The organism is Paramuribaculum intestinale (assembly GCF_030759015.1).
GTDB lineage: Bacteria > Bacteroidota > Bacteroidia > Bacteroidales > Muribaculaceae > Paramuribaculum > Paramuribaculum intestinale.
This window is the reverse complement of the sequence record NZ_CP098825.1, coordinates 1660055-1676586: the sequence shown is the minus strand read 5'-3', so window position 1 is coordinate 1676586 and position 16532 is coordinate 1660055. Positions and strand designations below refer to the sequence as shown.

Below are 16532 nucleotides of genomic sequence, written 5' to 3'. Positions count from 1 at the left end.
AATCAATCATAATCATGACTCCATTAGTAAGCATCATCATGGGAAGCACAAGCGATCTTCCCATTCTCAGCAAGGCAGCCGACTTTCTTGAAAAGATGGAGGTGCCGTTTGAAATGAACGCCCTGTCGGCTCACCGCACTCCCGATGAAGTGGAGCGCTTCGCACGTGGCGCGCGCGACCGAGGCCTTAAGGTGATCATCGCCGCCGCCGGCATGGCCGCCGCCCTTCCCGGTGTGATAGCCGCCATGACTCCGCTGCCTGTTATCGGCCTGCCGATCAACTCCACCCTGTCGGGTCAGGACGCACTGTATTCGATAGTGATGATGCCGCCGGGCGTATCGGTGGCCACCGTAGGCATAAACGCCGGTCTGAACGCCGCTGTAATGGCCGTGCAGATCCTTGCGCTTGAAGACAAGGCCCTCGCAGAGCGTTTCGACAATTACCGCTCCGGACTCAAGGAGAAGATAGTCAACGCCAACCGTGAGCTTGACAAGCTCGACTACAAGTTCAAGTCCAATGGAGGGTTTTGACTACTCCCGACGTCGGACGGTGGAGGTGCGCGCCGGCCGTGTGGCCATAGGGGGCGACAACCCTGTGCGCCTGCAGTCGATGACCAACACTTCCACTATGGACGCCGACGGCTCCGTAAGGCAGTCGGCTCAGCTTGCCGCCGCCGGCAGTGAGCTTGTGAGGCTCACCGCGCAGGGCGTCAGGGAGGCCGACAACATAGGCGTGATCTCGTCGCGTCTGCGTGAGGCCGGTGTCGACGTGCCCCTGGTGGCCGACATACATTTCAATCCCCGCGCGGCTTTTGCCGCCGCCGTCACTGCCGACAAAGTACGCATCAATCCCGGCAACTTCGTGGATCCGGGTCGTGTGTTCAAGAAACTGGAATATACCGACGAGGAGTATGCAGCCGAACTGCAGCGGATCGACGACGCTCTGACGCCGTTTCTGGAGCTGTGTCGCGAGAACGGTACGGCGATACGCATAGGTGTGAACCACGGTTCGCTTTCTGACCGTATCATGAGCCGTTTCGGTGACAATCCGGCCGGCATGACCGAGAGCGCCATGGAGTTTCTGCGCGTGTGCCGCAAACGCCGTTTTGACAATGTCGTGATCTCGATCAAGGCCTCCAACGTGAGTCTGATGGTGGAAACCGTCAGGATGCTCGCCGACGCGATGGCTGCCGAGGATATGCACTACCCGATACATCTTGGAGTGACCGAGGCCGGCGACGGTGAGGACGGGCGTGTGAAATCGGCCGTAGGGATAGCCACGCTTCTCACCGAAGGTATCGGCGACACGATAAGGGTGTCGCTGTCGGAGGATCCTGTAAATGAACTTCCTGTGGCGAGAATGCTTGCCGACTATTCCCTTCGTGGAGCCGGCGCTCCCCATATACCCGGCACTCCGCAGGGGTCGCGCCCGAACGGACGCCGGCGCAGCCTCAGCCATGGCGCCATCGGCGGCGACAATCCGCCAGCCGTGGCCGGCGGCCATGAGGGCTATGTGGCCGAGGGGGAGATGAAGCCCGACTTCACGGCCGACGAAGTGGCGGCATGGCCTGTGCTTGTGGCTCCGCTGAGCGACGAGGAGGCCGAGGCCGTAGCGCCCGGACAGCCGGTGGTTCTGACCACGGAGCACCCCTTCTTCCGTGGCGCGATACGTCAGGCCATGCATCAACTGTCGGTTCACGGCAAGGACAATCCGGTCATGATCCGTGTATCCTACAAAGGTCTGACTCCCGAACAGACCATGGTGTATGCCGCGGCCGATCTCGGTCCGGCACTTCTAGACGGCTTTGCCGACGGCATACAGGTGGAATCGGACTCACTGAGCGACAGCGAATCGATAAGTCTGGCGTTCGCCATACTTCAGTCGACCCGTCAGCGCATCAGCCGCACGGAGTACATCTCGTGCCCCTCGTGCGGACGCACCATGTTTGATCTCCAGCAGACCCTTGCCGCCGTCAAGGCGGCCACGGCTTCGCTAAAGGGTCTGAAGATAGGAGTGATGGGCTGCGTGGTGAACGGTCCGGGCGAGATGGCCGACGCCGACTACGGCTATGTCGGCGCCGGTGTGGGTCGTGTGAGCCTTTATCGTGGCAAGGAGTGTGTCAGGAAAAACATTCCCGCCGAAGAGGCTGTGGATGCTCTGACCGCATTGATTAAAAGCGACGGTCGATGGACGTGACAGCCTTCGACGAAGAGATGATGCGCCGTGCCATGCAGCTTGCCCGCTGCGGCGAGCTCGGCGCATCGCCCAACCCGATGGTAGGGGCAGTGGTGACATGCGACGGCCATATCATAGGCGAGGGCTATCACCGTAAGTGCGGCGGCCCTCATGCCGAGGTCAACGCCATAGCATCGGTGGCCGATCAGCATAAATTGCCGGAAAGTGCCATATATGTGACTCTTGAGCCGTGTGCCCATTTCGGCCGCACGCCTCCGTGTGCCGATCTGATAGCCGACAAGGGTCTGAAGCGTGTGGTGGTGGGTTGTCTCGATCCCTTTGCCAAAGTCGACGGAAGGGGAGTGGAGCGTCTGCGCCGCGCCGGCATCGAAGTGGTGACCGGAGTGCTTCGTGAAGAGTGCGAGGCTCTCAATGTGAAGTTTTTCACCGCCCACCGCCGGCACCGACCCTACACGCTGCTCAAATGGGCCACGAGCGCCGACGGCTTCATGGCATCGCGTGACGGCGCTGTGAAATTTTCCACGCCGCTCACCATGCAGCTCATGCACGGGCTGCGCGCTCGCTACGATGCCATAATGACGGGCGCCGGGACCATACTGACCGACAATCCTTCGCTGACCGTGCGCGGCACGGCAGGGCGCAATCCCGCCCGTGTGGTATTAGACGCCTCCGGTGTGACCCCAGCCGGAGCGTCGGTGTATGACCCGGGTCGTGTGATATGTTTCACAGACCGGCGGCGTGATGATCTGCCTTCGCACGTGGAGCAGCAGACCGATATCGACTCCCACGACATGGCCGCTGTCATGAAGCGGCTTTATGACCTTGGATTCATATCTCTGATGGTGGAGGGTGGAGCGCGGACTCTGACGGCGGTGGCCGACAGCGGCCTGTGGGACGAGGCCCGCGTGGAGAGATCTCCCGTGAGGCTCGGCCGCGACGGGCGGTGTCTCATGCCGGCTCCCACTGGAGTGCTGAAACGCTCCGAAACGATCGACGGCAATATAATCGCGGAATATGTGAGGCCGTGTGTAGAACCGGTGTGATAACCTGTGCCGTGGGTGTGAGGCCGTGTGTGAGATTACGTATTTTAACTATGAAGGTCGCGGAGTTAATGAAAATGTTGTTAACTTCCCATCTTTTACAGTCCAAAAACGAGCAAACCCTTTTGTACATTGGCGTGAAGCCATGTGCAAAAGGGTCTATATATGTAGCACTGGAATGGGGTTATCTATATTTAACCTTTTTTAATATTAGCAATAATCTGTTTGATTTTCTGACGAGTAACAATCTCGGTGTCGAGTCTGAAGCCGGCTTTGGCATGTAGGTCATCGGTAAGATCATCCCGTGTGAAGTTAGGCTTGTAGCCTTCTCCCTTGACTATGTTCATAGTCATTGACCGTAGTTTCTCAATTATAGCGGAGGATGTGTATTTATAGTTCAGTTCCTTTTCCATTATTCTGAAGAGCAGTAGTGTGATAAAGCAGACAATGAAGTGGGCCCTTATGTGTTCCGCCGTCCAGACGAAGACGGGTCGACCCTTGAAGTCAGTCTTGATGACCCTGAAGGCATCCTCCGACTCCCAGCGGTTATGGTTCAGTTCGATGATTTTCGTCACATTGTCAGACAGATCCGTACATATCGCATAGAAGCCGTCATATTTTTCTTCTTCTGATATGGCGTCAAGATTCAGGGAGACGGTTCTGAATACCGCAACCTCGCCGTCTTCTGTGGCGTAGGTCTCGGAAAGGAACCTGTCAGGGCTCTTATAAGATTTGGTCAATGTCCTGTTTCCACGTGCATTGCTGTCAGCCTTGTCAATCTCGCGTTGACGCAGGAATCGGAGGTAGTCGCGGTATTTGTATGAAAATGTCACAATCAATCTTTGAGAGAACTTTGTCTTTTCATTGACAATCCAACGCTCGCGATAAAAAGTGCGGTCTCCGTAATAACGGGCAGTATCGGCATCAGTCAGGTCAAACTCCAGTTCATCCTCGTCTGCATCCCGGTACCGCTTGTCTTTTTGTACCGTGTCGGACTTTACAAGTTTCCATCCTGTCGGTTCCAGACACCAGTCCCTGAGATTATCCTCCAGTTTCTTTATTGACTGCACCGTTATGAATGATCTTTCTGCTGTGGAGTTATATGACCGGTTGCCTTCAGAAGAGAGACCTCCGTCTGTACAGACTACAATCTTGCTGACCCCCATCTTCTCAACTATAATCTTTTCAGTTGGAATCAAGGTAGTCTGTTCGTTGGCATTGCCGGGATTGATGCACATCGCAACCGGCATGCCGGAGTTGTCGATGAACATACCCATCTGTACGATGGGGTTCGGTCGATGTTCCTTGGAGACTCCGTACTTGCGTATACGTTCATGAACGTTCCCTTTTTTGTCTGTCACATAGTCCGGATCGGCAGATTCTCTCTCGAAAAAATAGTTGGTGCAGTCATAGTACATGACGGTCGTATCCCGTTCGACAACCTTTGACGAATTAAGGAAAAGTCTCTTCTGGATGTATTCACCGTGTCTGTCCAGGATATCCAGACTCCTGTAGATATGCTGTTTTTCTATATCAAAAGGCTCGATATAGCTTCCGCTCCTGCGATAATTACCTAGTTTTGAAGCCGGTCTCAAAAGCCGTTCGTAGACCATCAGCTCCAGAACTTTGTTGAAATCGAAGTCGAACTTATGTTTACGTGAGATTGCCTCGCATATCCTGTCCATCCCGACCTTATGGTACAGCCGTTTAAGAAACAGATATCCGCTCTCGCAACTCTGAGCCTCGCCTTTTTCAATAAGCTTTGTGGGCGACAGACGTGATATTATCACCTGCCGGCCCTCCTTCTCCTGTGCCGTAAGCCTGGCGATATATTCCCTGGCCCATTCAACAGGATCTCTGTCTCCGCATCTCTGACGAACTTCCTCAAGCGTTCCAAGGCGCTCATGGATTCTTGAGGTACTTTTGCCGTTCTTGTCCCTGTATGCCTTCTGTACATAAAGGATGGAAGTCTTTTTTGTCTTGGTTATTTTCAGCTTCATATTATGCCGCCCTGCCGTTGATTGCTACACGGTGCTACAAAGATAGTAATAAAATTTGACACGTGCAAGCGTGCCAGCAAAAAAGATTCATGAAAATGCAACTGTCAAACTACCGGGTGGAGCGCGGACTCTGACGGCGGTGGCCGACAGCGGCCTGTGGGACGAGGCCCGCGTGGAGAGATCTCCCGTGAGGCTCGGCCGCGACGGGCGGTGTCTCATGCCGGCTCCCACTGGAGTGCTGAAACGCTCCGAAACGATCGACGGCAATATAATCGCGGAATATGTGAGGCCGTGTGTAGAACCGGTGTGATAACCTGTGCCGTGGGTGTGAGGCCGTGTGTGAGATTACGTATTTTAACTATGAAGGTCGCGGAGTTAATGAAAATGTTGTTAACTTTGCACGTTGAAAAATATAGTTTTATGAAGCCAAGACTTTATCACATCATATTGGCAGTCCTAACCGGTTGGTCTGTAATATCATGCAATAGCGATGACAGCGAGGTGACTGTGATCGAAAGCACTACGTTGAGCAATGTGGAGGTGAAATATTTCGGACTGGGAAGCGCTCCGCTGATAGCCGAGAACACCGACACACTGTTTTTTTCGATAGATCTCAACAACGGGGTGATATTCAACGCCGACTCTCTTCCGGCCGGAACCGTGAAGGGCAATGTTACGGTAGATCTCACTGTCGAATCGGCCAGCCAGCTTGAGGTGCTTTTCACTGATAAAGAGGGTGAACCGCAGACGATCAACTACTTCGAGAGCAGCAATGACTCGGTGTATTTCGGCAACGATGACGTGAAGGTGCGCATAGTGTCGGCCGACGGCAAGGTGCAGCGCGACTATGTGGTGAAACTCAATGTGCACGAGAAGAAACCTGACTCGCTTTATTGGGATGTGACCAATTTCGCCATGCTTCCCACTACTCTCGGCAGCCCGGCGGCGCAGAAGACCGTGGAGATGGGCGGCAGATACTACACTCTTGCTTCTGACGGACGCTCTGCTACAATCGCAGTGACCGACAATCCGGCCGACCGCCGGTGGAGCATCTCGCAGGCCTCACTTCCGTCCGGCAGCGATGTGGCCACGTTATCGTCGGTTGACGGCATTCTCTATATCACGGCTCTCCACAAGCTTTACCTAAGCGCCGACGGCGGCAAGACGTGGCGCGACACCGGTGCTTCGATGGACTACATCTATGGCGGTTACGGTGCGACGGTGCTCGGCAACAAGAAGAATGCAGACGGCTCTTACAGTCATGTGACATATCCGGCGACGGCAGAGAAGCCGGTGGCCGAGGACTGTCCGGTCAAGGGTGCGAGCGCTCCGATGACTTTCACCACCCAGTGGAGCGACAAGGCGATGTTCGCCATGCTTGGCGGCCGGAAGGCCGACGGCACGCTCACGGGCAGCATGTGGGCCTACGACGGCAGTGAATGGGCCGCTGTATCGCTTCAGTCGCTGCCCCCTGTGGAGGGTGCGGTGATGATACCTTATTATCATGTGACGCATGACATCCAGTATGTGGCGAGCAGTTCGCCTGTGCTGCTGGCTTTCGGCGGCAACTATGCCAGCGGTCAGCTTAACGACAAGGTGTATATGTCGGTAGACCAGGGTGTGCATTGGGCGGAGGCTCCAGCGTATATGCAGCCCGGAAGCAACGCTCCTCTGCTGACAGGCGCCCAGGCGCTGGTCGTGAACCAGACTCTTTATCCCGAGGCTTCCCGTGCCGTCAAGCCGATAAGCTCTTGGGAGTGTCCGTATATATATCTGTTCGGCGGAGTATCGTATGACGGTTTCTCGCCGTCTATAAAGCGCGGATATATCAATTACTTCACTTTCTTCCCGATACAATAAGCCGTGTGGTGAGGAGGACGAGGCTTTACATACTGGCAATGTCTCTTGCGGTGTCGGCTCTGACGGGTCTGCGCGCGCAGGAGGCACGCTATATGTGGGATTTCGGCGTCTCGCTGGGGATGAGCGGATATACGGGCGATGCCAACGAGGAGTTCGCTTTCCGTCGTCCGGGCATCCATGCCGATCTGTTCGGCCGCTACAATTTCAATTCGCGCTGGTCGGGCCGGGTGCAGGCCGGGGTGAACAGTATCAGCGGCAATACCTCCGACATGAACAATGCACTGCCCGGCGGAGCTGATTACCGTTTTACGGCGACAGTGGCCGATCTGGCCGTGCGTGGCGAATTCAATTTTTTCCCTTATGGCATAGGTGAGACCTACAAGCGTCTGCGCCGCTGGACTCCATATCTGGGTCTGGGTGTGGGCGTGGTGATGTCGAATGTTGACTCGCGCAGCTACGCCTCTCTGACACTTCCGATAGCTGCCGGCGTGCGCTACAAGCCTTCGGAGCGGCTTAATCTCGGACTGGAGCTGACGATGAACAAAACGCTGACGGACAATCTCGACGGCCGTGATCTCGCCGATCCATACGGTATCAAGAGTTCGCTGCTGAAGAACACTGACATGTACTGGGCTTTGAGCATGTCGGTGAGCTACGAGTTTGGCGAGCGCTGCGAAACCTGTCACCGCATAGACTGATCTTATCAGAGAAACAAACACAAGCAATCATGAACAGACACCATAACACTTCAGCCACCGACCGCCGGATACCGGAGCATGTGGCCATAATAATGGACGGCAACGGACGGTGGGCCACCGAACGCGGCATGGACCGTTCGGCCGGTCATGTGGAGGGTGTCAACACAGTCAGGAAGATCACCGAGGCCGCTTCTGAGGCCGGTGTGGGCTACCTGACCCTATATGCTTTCTCGACCGAGAACTGGCAGCGTCCGCAGGCCGAGGTGGATGCCCTGATGCATCTGATCGTCATGGCCATCGAGCGGGAAACCCCCGATCTGATCAAGAACAATGTCAGGCTGACGATGATAGGCGATTTCGAGCGTATGCCGGCCGAGGCAATGGCCCGTCTGCAGCAGTGCATGGCCGATACGGCCCACTGCACCGGGCTGACGCTGTGTCTGGCGCTGAGCTATTCGTCGCGTTGGGAGATCACCGAGGCGTGCCGCCGTATGGCCGCGGCCGCGGCCGCGGGCACTCTGACGCCTGAGGAGATCACTCCGCAGACTGTCTCGGGGTATCTGACAACAGCCTCAATGCCTGATCCGGATCTGCTGATACGCACCGGCGGCGACCGCCGTGTCAGCAACTTCCTGTTGTGGCAGATAGCATATTCAGAAATCTATATCACCCCTACCTACTGGCCCGACTTCAGCAAGGCCGACTTCGAGCGCGCTCTCGACGACTTTGCCGGACGCGAGCGGCGTTTCGGGCTAACTTCCGATCAGGTAAAACAACCATAAACGACAGTTCACTACGATTTACATACTATCACCGATATCAATCACGCAATGGATATAATGAACAAGCTGAGTCAAATATATCGTAATCTCATAGCCTTCGCGGCGCTGGCGCTCATGGCCGGTCAGCCGGCCGCAGGCATGGTAAGCCAGCCGGCTGACACTGTGTACAATCCGCCGGTGGTGTTCAACAGCATGCCGCGCTCCTACGAGATCGCCGAGATCAGTGTGGACGGAGCCGACAACTATGAGGATCACATCGTGATAGGCTATTCGGGTCTTAAGACCGGCGAGCGGATAGAGATACCGGGCGACGAGCTGACCCAGGCCATGAAGCGTCTGTGGCGTCAGGGTCTGTTCAGCAAGGTGCAGATCACGGTGGACAAGACCGCCGACGACAAGGCCTGGCTGACGATCCATCTGCGCGAGCAGCCCCAGATATCGAAGATCGAGTATCAGGGGGTGAAAAAGGGCGAGAAGAACGACCTTCAGGAGCGTCTGCAGCTTTATGAGGGCAATCAGGTGACGCAGAACATCGTGAACCGCGCCACCATGATCATAAAGGCTTATTACAAGGAGAAAGGTTTCGGCAATGCCGAGGTCAGCATAGTGCTTCACGAGGATCTGTCGGCTCCCAACAAGATGATAGTGGAGATCAACGTCGACAAGCACGACAAGCTCAAGGTGCACAAGATCTATATCGACGGCAACGAGATGCTTTCGGACAAGAAGATCAAGAGCGCCATGAAGAAGACCAACGAGAATGGCAATCTGCTCAATCTCTTCAAGCAGAAGAAGTTTGTGGAGAGCGACTATCAGGATGACCTCAACCGCATACTGGAGAAATACAACGAGCTCGGCTACCGCGACGCGAAGATATTGTCGGACAGCGTCGTGCCGTTTGACGAGAAGACTGTCGACGTGCACATCAACGTCGAGGAGGGTCAGAAATACTATATAAGCGACATATCCTGGGTGGGCAATACGGTGATCGAAACCGACAGGCTCAACCGGATACTCGACATACGTCCGGGCGAGGTGTACAACCAGAAACTGCTGGAGAAGCGCACGCAGACCGATGAGGACGCTGTGGCCAACTATTATCTCAACAACGGCTATCTGTTCTATCAGCTTGTGCCTATCGAGAAGAATGTCAGGGGCGACTCCATCGATCTGGAGCTTCGCATGATGGAGGGTCCGCAGGCGCGAATCAACCGTGTGGAGATCAACGGCAACGACCGCCTGTATGAGAAGGTGGTGCGCCGCGAGCTTTACATACGTCCGGGCGAGCTTTTCCGCAAGGATGACCTCGTGAGATCGATACGTGAGATAGCGCAGACGGGTCATTTCAATCCTGAGAATCTGAATCCGGATATCCGTCCCAATCAGGAGGACGGCACGGTGGATATAATCCTGCCGCTTGAGTCGAAAGCCAATGACCAGATAGAGTTCTCGCTGGGCTGGGGTCAGACCGGCGTGATAGGCAAGGTGGCTCTGAAATTCACCAACTTCTCGATCAAGAATCTTTTCAACCCGGGCAGCTACAAGGGGATAATACCGCAGGGCGAGGGTCAGACGTTCACCGTTTCGGCTCAAACCAATGCCCGCTACTATCAGCAGTATGCGGTGTCGTTCCTTGATCCGTGGTTTGGCGGCAAGCGCCCCAACTCTCTGTCGGTGTCGGCTTATTTCTCGCGTCAGACCGGTGTGAACGACTCTTATTACAACAACAACTGGTATAATTCGGGTTACGGCTACGGCTATCCTTACGGTTACGGTTATGGCTACGGATATGGCAACTATGGCTACGGTTATGACAATCAGTACAGCTACGAGAATGCCTATGATCCGAACAAGGTGCTTCAGATGGCCGGCGTGACTCTGGGCTTCGGCAAGCGTCTGAACTGGCCCGACGACTATTTTTCCTTCACCACCGAGCTGTCGTATCAGTGGTATTATCTGAAGAACTGGGATTACCTGTACTATATGAACAACGGTACGTCGAACTCGCTTGTGCTCGGTCTGACCCTGGCCCGCAATTCGATTGACAGTCCGCTTTACACCCGCCGCGGCTCGCAGTTTTCGCTGAGCCTGCAGATGACTCCTCCGGCATCGCTCTTCGGCAAGCATGACTGGAAACAGCTCAGCGAGGAGAATACCACCGAGGCTAAGAAAAAGATGTATCGCTGGATCGAGTACTGGAAGCTGAAGTTCCAGAGCCGCACATACACTCCGCTCAATAATCCGACGGGCAAGTGGACTCTGGTGATGATGACCCGTGCCGATTTCGGTCTGCTGGGCAGCTACAACAAGTATCTGAAGACTCCGTTCGAGACATTCTATGTGGGCGGTGACGGCATGAGCGGATCGTACAGCTACGCAACGGAAACCGTGGCTCTCCGCGGATATGACAACGGCGCTCTGACTCCGTGGGGCTATGACGGCTACGCTTATGCCCGACTGGGTGTGGAACTCCACTTCCCGTTCATGCTGCAGCCCACGACGACCATCTATGGCCTGACATTCCTCGAGGCGGGCAATGCATGGACCAATGTGAAGGACTTCTCGCCGTTCAACCTCAAGCGTTCGGCCGGTGCGGGCGTGCGTATCTTCCTTCCGATGGTGGGTCTGATGGGTATCGACTGGGGCTATGGCTTCGACAAGGTGTTCGGCCGTCGTGGCGGAAGTCATTTCCACTTCATTCTCGGTCAGGAGTTCTGATGCCGGTGCGGATGTGTGTGTCGGGACTGAATGTGGCCGTCGATTAAACAATTCGGCCGCGTGAGTGTCTAAATAATATATAAATCGGAAAAACTGAGATATGAAACGTATAGCATTGATAGCAATATCCCTGGTGGGATGTGCGCTCGGCGCCATGGCTCAGAAGTTCGCTCTGGTCGACATGGAGTATGTGCTGAAGAACATACCTGCCTACGAGATTGCCAATGAGCAGGTCAACCAGATGTCGCTGCGCTGGCAGAAGGAGGTGGATGTTCTTGCCGAGGAGGCCGACAAGATGTATAAGGACTATCAGTCAAACATGGTGTTTCTGACCGACGAGCAGAAGCAGAAGCGCGAGAAGGAGATAACGGCCAAGGAGAAGGCCGCCGCCGAGTTGCGCCAGAAGTATTTCGGTCCGGAGGGCGATCTGTTCGTGCTTCGTCAGAAGCTCATGGAGCCGATTCAGGACGAGGTTTACAATGCCGTGAAGGCGGTGAGCGAGGAGCGCGGATTCCAGTGTATCTTCGACCGTGCCTCGTCGGCCGACATAATATTCGCCTCGCCGCGGATTGATATCAGCAACGAGGTGCTGGCCAAGTTAGGATATTCGAAGTAAATTTCGTAACTTTGCATAACGAAAGCGATAATTTTTAACAGACTCAAACATAAACGATGATTAAGAAAATTTTTGTGGCTATCTTGATAGCTCTCCCCGCCATCGCCTCCGCGCAGGCAAAGTTCGGTGTGGTCAACAGTCAGCAGATTTTTGCGGAGCTTCCTGAAACCAAGGAGGCCGAAACACAGATGGAGGCCGCTTCCGCCAAATTCCAGTCGGAGTTCAAAGTGCTTCAGGATGAGTATAACAAGGTATATACTGAGTTCCAGAACATGGATGCCAATACTCCCGAAACGATCCGTCAGCGCCGCATGACTGACATTCAGGAGAAGTCTCAGCGCATAGGCCAGTTCCAGCAGAGCGCTTCGGAGGATCTGGACCGTATGCAGCAGCAGCTGCTTGCTCCGATCCAGCAGAAGATCGCCGATGCTATCAAGGCCGTAGGTCAGGAGAACAATTTCACCATGATCTTCGATGTGACCCAGCCTGTGTATGTAGGCACCGATGTGGTCGACGCCTCCGATCTGGTCAAAAAGAAGCTCGGAATAGCGAAGTAAGGTTTTTAAGGCCTTGCTTCCGGGTTGAAAAAAATGTGGCGCTGTGTCAGGGTGATCAACAGATCATGTGACACAGCGTTTTTTTGTATGGTGACGTCACATTGTTTGCATTATGGATGCTGTGAATGAGGAGAGATATGCCTCCGGGCCGATCGGGGTGTTTGACTCGGGCTATGGCGGCCTGACGATACTCAAGGAGATACGCCGGGCGCTGCCGCAGTATGACTACGTGTATCTGGGCGACAATGCCAGAGCGCCTTACGGTCCGCGTTCGTTCGATATCGTATACCGTTTCACACTTGAGGCGGTGAGGTTTCTTTTCGCTCGGGGATGCCGTCTGGTAATCCTGGCGTGCAATACGGCCTCGGCCAAGGCTCTGCGGACGATACAGCAGAATGATCTGCCGCAGATAGATCCGTCGCGGCGCGTGCTCGGGGTGATACGTCCTACGGCGGAATCGATAGGGCGGCTTACAAAGACCGGCCATATCGGCGTGCTCGGCACCGTCGGGACGGTAAGCTCGCAGAGTTATGACATGGAGGTGGAGAAGCTTTATCCGGGCTACAGGGTGACGTCGGAGGCTTGCCCGATGTGGGTGCCTCTGGTGGAGAATCTGGAGGCTGACGGCGACGGTGCGGATTATTTTGTCGACAAGTATGTAGGCCGGCTGCTTGAGGGCAATGAGACGCTCGACACGATAGTGCTTGCCTGCACGCATTATCCGCTTCTTTACGGCAAAATACGCCGGAGGGTTCCCGAAGGAATCCGCGTGGTGTGTCAGGGCGAGATCGTGGCAGAGAGTCTTAAGGATTATCTCGGGCGGCATCCGGAGATGGAGAGACGCTGCCGTCGCGGTGGCACATGCGAGTATCTGACGACGGAGAATCCTGAAAAGTTCACCGGTCTGGGTCGTGTGTTTCTCAACGAGGATGTGATAGCCACTCATGTAGATATCGACTGAACATTATGGCTTTTTGAGCATTATCTAATAAGAGATCGTGTTGTTTGAGCCAGGGCTGTGATATTCCTGTAGCTGAAACAACGAGATGCAAGTAATCATATACAGCGTTATGAAACTTTCGGGACGCAGACAGAGCAGCAACATCGAGGATCGCCGCCGCAGCGGCGGCAAGGTGGCTGCAGGTGGCATCGGAGCCGTGATAGTGGCGGCTCTCATAGCCTGGATATCGGGCGGTAATCCGCTTGAGGTAGTGATGGGCAATGCCGGACAGCTTCTTGGCGGCGGGACTTCGCAGCAGCAGGCGTATGTGCCCGACAGTCAGGATGAGGAGCTGGAGCAGTTTGTCAGCACGATTCTTGCCGGAACGGAGGATGTGTGGACCGAAGAGTTTCAGCGCCGCGGACTGACGTATGAGCCTCCCAAACTGGTGCTGTTCAACGGTTCGGTGCAGAGCGGTTGCGGTGGCGCGACGGCGCAGACCGGTCCGTTTTATTGTTCGGCCGACGAGTCGGTGTATATCGATCTGAGTTTTCTGAAAGAGATGCGTCAGACGATCGGTGCGGGCGGTGATTTCGCATTTGCTTATGTCATAGCCCATGAGGTGGGCCATCATGTGCAGAATCAGTTGGGAATACTTGGCAAGGCTCACGAGCAGATGAGCCGTCTGAGCAAGTCGGAGGCCAACAAGATCAGTGTGCGTCTGGAGCTTCAGGCCGATTATCTGGCCGGCGTGTGGGCTCACAACGATAACAAGCGGTTCAACTCGCTTGAGGAGGGTGATCTGGAGGAGGCTCTCGACGCTGCGATGAAAATCGGCGACGATTATCTGCAGAAGCGCGCTCATGGCTATGCCGTGCCTGAATCGTTCAATCACGGCACTTCGGATCAGCGTAGCCGCTGGCTCCGCAAGGGGGTGACCGACGGGACTATAGAGGGTGGCGACACCTTCACTCCCGCTTATTCTTCGCTCTGACCGTGCCGTGTGTGCGCAATCATGGTCAGAAGTCAGCAGGGCGGCTAAGGGGTGGAATGTGGCTGATCAGTATTTATGGGCGAGGGCGAGGGTGGCCACGCTTATGCGTGCGGCCGGAGAGGCAGTGTGGAGCGCTGTCAGGCAGCTGAGCGTTGTGGCTCCGGTGGTCATTACGTCGTCGACGAGCAGTATGTGACGGCTGTCGGGCGTGTGATGCTTTGACACGGTGTAGACGCCGCGTGTGTTGATCCAGCGCTGGTATGACGTGCGGCGCGTCTGCGTGGAGTGGCGACGTGCATGGAGCATTTCCTCTACCGGCAGGCCTGTAGCGTCGGATATGCCGAGCGCTATTTCCTTGGCCTGATTGTAGCCGCGGATGATGAACTTGAGTGTGGCCAGCGGCACGGGCGTTATGACGTCGATGCCGTCGAAGAATCCTGTTGGGGCGATCTCTGTGGCAAACATGCGTCCGAGTGTGCGTGCGAGCCGCGGACGGCCGTTGTATTTGGCCTGCTGTATGAGTTTTGCGTAGGGTGAGTCGCGGTAGTAGTAGAACCACGAGGCCGCTTTTTCGACCGGAAGGCCGGGTGATGCGAGGCGTATGTGCATCTGTGTAAATGCGTCGGAGGCGATGCCCGTGCGTGGCATGTCGGTGAGGCATTCGAGGCAGAGGATATGTTCGCCGTGTGCCAGCGACCGGCCGCAGACTTCGCATACGCGGGGGAATATCACGGAAGCCAGATCGTCGATCCATGAGCGGATGGACTGTTTCATAGGGGGCTGTCGCCGTCGTCGTCCCACAGCCGGGGGGATTTTACCGCGCGGATCGCTGCCGCGCTTTCGTAGCCGCGCGACAGGGCAAACCGTATGAGCCGCGTCAGGCTGTCGTAGTCGGCCGGATCGGCGTTTATGGCACGCGAACGTGTGCGCAGCAGGGCTATCAGGGAGTTTTCGTAGGCTTCGGGGGAGATCTCCTCGTCGATGATGCTGTCGGCCATGTCGCGGTCGATGCGCTTGGCTGCGAGGGCGGCACGGATTTTGAGTCGTCCCCAGTGGTTGAAGATGAATTTGTCGCGGACAAACGCGCTTGTGAATCGCCTGTCGTCGATATAGCGGTCGCGCTTGAGCAGGCGTATGATCTTGTCGCTGTCGGATGATCCTATGCCCCAGGTGTAGAGTTTGCGCGCTATCTCGGCGGTGCAGTGTTCGGATCGGCCGCAGAGGTCGCGGAGCCGTTCGAGCGCCTGACGCGGCGATGTGGTGCGTCGGTTCATGAGGTCCGTGTGGCTATGGCGAAGCGCAGCTTGCCTGATGTGTCGCGCCGCAGATCGATGTCGTGCCATCCCTGTCGGGCGAGCATGTCGCGAAGCGCTTCGGCGTGGAGTGGATTGATCTCAAGGTATAGCGAGTGTCGGGGTGCGAGCGCTTTGACGGCATAGAGTCCGATCGCTTCGTAGAAGAGCAGCGGGTCGGTGTCGGGCACGAACAGAGCAGAGTGGGGTTCGTAGAGGAGCACGTTGGCGTCGACCGACGTTTTTTCGCTCTGTGTGATGTAGGGCGGGTTGCTGACGATGATGTCGTAGAGCGGGGCTTCGGGTGGAGTGAGCGCGAGCACGTCGTCGCGTCGCACGTCGACGTCGACTTTGAGCTGCGACGCGTTTTCGCGTGCCACGGCTATGGCGGGCTCGGAGATGTCGATGGCGGTGACTTCCGCGAATGGGAGGTTGCGTGCGAGAGCGCAGGCTATGCATCCTGATCCGGTACAAAGATCGGCCACCCGCAGATCGGACTGACCGCTGTGGTCGCCGACAATGATGTCGACGAGTTCGGCCGTTTCGGGCCGCGGTATGAGCACGTCGGGGGTGACGGTGAAGTCGAGTCCGTAGAATGTGGCGCGCCGGAAGATGTATTGCACGGGCTCGTCGCGCAGCAGCCGGTCGACGGCTTCGCTGATTTTCGACTGTATGAATCCGCTGACCGGCTCGTCGGCCTTGACGGCTATGTCGACAGGAGTCCATCCTTTGAGCCGGAACAGTATCTCTCTGACGAGCGCCCGGGCCTCACCGTCGGAATAGTGAGGCTCCAGGCGCTTGCGGGTTTCGGCTATGCTCTGGCCGAGTGTCATAGTGGA

16 protein-coding genes are annotated in these 16532 nt (G+C 55.9%); 12 read left to right on the top strand and 4 right to left on the bottom strand.

The features are described 5' to 3' along the window. The first annotated feature begins 14 nt into the window (after positions 1–14). The 3 genes from purE to ribD are packed head-to-tail and all read left to right on the top strand — an operon-like array spanning position 15 to position 3239. Positions 15–530 (top strand): 5-(carboxyamino)imidazole ribonucleotide mutase, encoded by a 516-nt coding sequence (gene purE, locus NF347_RS07515; RefSeq protein WP_107036915.1) that lies wholly within the window; start codon positions 15–17, stop codon positions 528–530. Then, a complete protein-coding gene (ispG, locus tag NF347_RS07510; RefSeq protein WP_123542433.1) occupies positions 517–2196 on the top strand; it encodes a (E)-4-hydroxy-3-methylbut-2-enyl-diphosphate synthase in 1680 nt (559 codons plus the stop codon). Before purE ends, ispG begins: the two co-directional genes overlap by 14 nt. Further along, positions 2187–3239: a bifunctional diaminohydroxyphosphoribosylaminopyrimidine deaminase/5-amino-6-(5-phosphoribosylamino)uracil reductase RibD gene (gene ribD / locus NF347_RS07505; protein WP_107035297.1), complete on the top strand. Its 1053-nt coding sequence runs from the start codon at positions 2187–2189 to the stop codon at positions 3237–3239. Before ispG ends, ribD begins: the two co-directional genes overlap by 10 nt. 191 nt (positions 3240–3430) lie before the next feature. Here the strand turns inward: ribD and NF347_RS07500 are convergent, their stop codons facing one another. Further along, a complete protein-coding gene (locus NF347_RS07500) occupies positions 3431–5236 on the bottom strand; it encodes an IS1634 family transposase (protein ID WP_107681949.1) in 1806 nt (601 codons plus the stop codon). 70 nt (positions 5237–5306) lie between these two features. Here NF347_RS07500 and NF347_RS07495 point away from each other — a divergent pair, with 70 nt between their 5' ends. The 9 genes from NF347_RS07495 (at position 5307) to ypfJ (ending at position 14401) form a co-directional block, all read left to right on the top strand. Beyond that, positions 5307–5546 carry a hypothetical protein gene (locus tag NF347_RS07495; RefSeq protein WP_306254105.1) on the top strand — a complete coding sequence of 80 codons (240 nt, stop codon included), beginning with the start codon at positions 5307–5309 and terminating at the stop codon, positions 5544–5546. A 110-nt stretch (positions 5547–5656) separates the two neighbouring features. Beyond that, positions 5657–7096, top strand: coding sequence for a DUF6242 domain-containing protein (locus NF347_RS07490; RefSeq protein ID WP_107035296.1), 1440 nt, complete (start codon positions 5657–5659; stop codon positions 7094–7096). 38 nt (positions 7097–7134) lie between these two features. Beyond that, entirely contained in the window at positions 7135–7794 is a 660-nt protein-coding gene (gene porG, locus NF347_RS07485) for a type IX secretion system protein PorG (protein WP_107035295.1), read from the top strand. 29 nt (positions 7795–7823) lie between these two features. After that, positions 7824–8576: an isoprenyl transferase gene (locus NF347_RS07480; RefSeq protein ID WP_107035294.1), complete on the top strand. Its 753-nt coding sequence runs from the start codon at positions 7824–7826 to the stop codon at positions 8574–8576. Between the two features lie 48 nt (positions 8577–8624). Then, on the top strand, positions 8625–11294 hold the full coding sequence (locus NF347_RS07475; protein WP_371131572.1) for a BamA/OMP85 family outer membrane protein: 2670 nt from the start codon (positions 8625–8627) through the stop codon (positions 11292–11294). Positions 11295–11394: 100 nt separating this feature from the next. Next, entirely contained in the window at positions 11395–11910 is a 516-nt protein-coding gene (locus NF347_RS07470) for an OmpH family outer membrane protein (protein WP_107035293.1), read from the top strand. A 56-nt stretch (positions 11911–11966) separates the two neighbouring features. Next, positions 11967–12467, top strand: a complete 501-nt coding sequence (locus NF347_RS07465) for an OmpH family outer membrane protein (RefSeq protein WP_107035292.1) — start codon at positions 11967–11969, stop codon at positions 12465–12467. 112 nt (positions 12468–12579) lie between these two features. Continuing rightward, entirely contained in the window at positions 12580–13428 is an 849-nt protein-coding gene (gene murI / locus NF347_RS07460) for a glutamate racemase (RefSeq protein ID WP_107035291.1), read from the top strand. A gap of 109 nt (positions 13429–13537) precedes the next feature. After that, positions 13538–14401 (top strand): KPN_02809 family neutral zinc metallopeptidase, encoded by an 864-nt coding sequence (gene ypfJ / locus NF347_RS07455; protein WP_107035290.1) that lies wholly within the window; start codon positions 13538–13540, stop codon positions 14399–14401. 66 nt (positions 14402–14467) lie between these two features. Here the strand turns inward: ypfJ and NF347_RS07450 are convergent, their stop codons facing one another. The 3 genes from NF347_RS07450 to prmC are packed head-to-tail and all read right to left on the bottom strand — an operon-like array spanning position 14468 to position 16526. After that, a complete protein-coding gene (locus NF347_RS07450; protein WP_107035289.1) occupies positions 14468–15175 on the bottom strand; it encodes a ComF family protein in 708 nt (235 codons plus the stop codon). Continuing rightward, positions 15172–15675, bottom strand: coding sequence for a regulatory protein RecX (locus NF347_RS07445; protein WP_161953386.1), 504 nt, complete (start codon positions 15673–15675; stop codon positions 15172–15174). Before NF347_RS07445 ends, NF347_RS07450 begins: the two co-directional genes overlap by 4 nt. Continuing rightward, entirely contained in the window at positions 15672–16526 is an 855-nt protein-coding gene (gene prmC / locus NF347_RS07440; protein ID WP_107035288.1) for a peptide chain release factor N(5)-glutamine methyltransferase, read from the bottom strand. Before prmC ends, NF347_RS07445 begins: the two co-directional genes overlap by 4 nt. Positions 16527–16532: the final 6 nt, after the last annotated feature.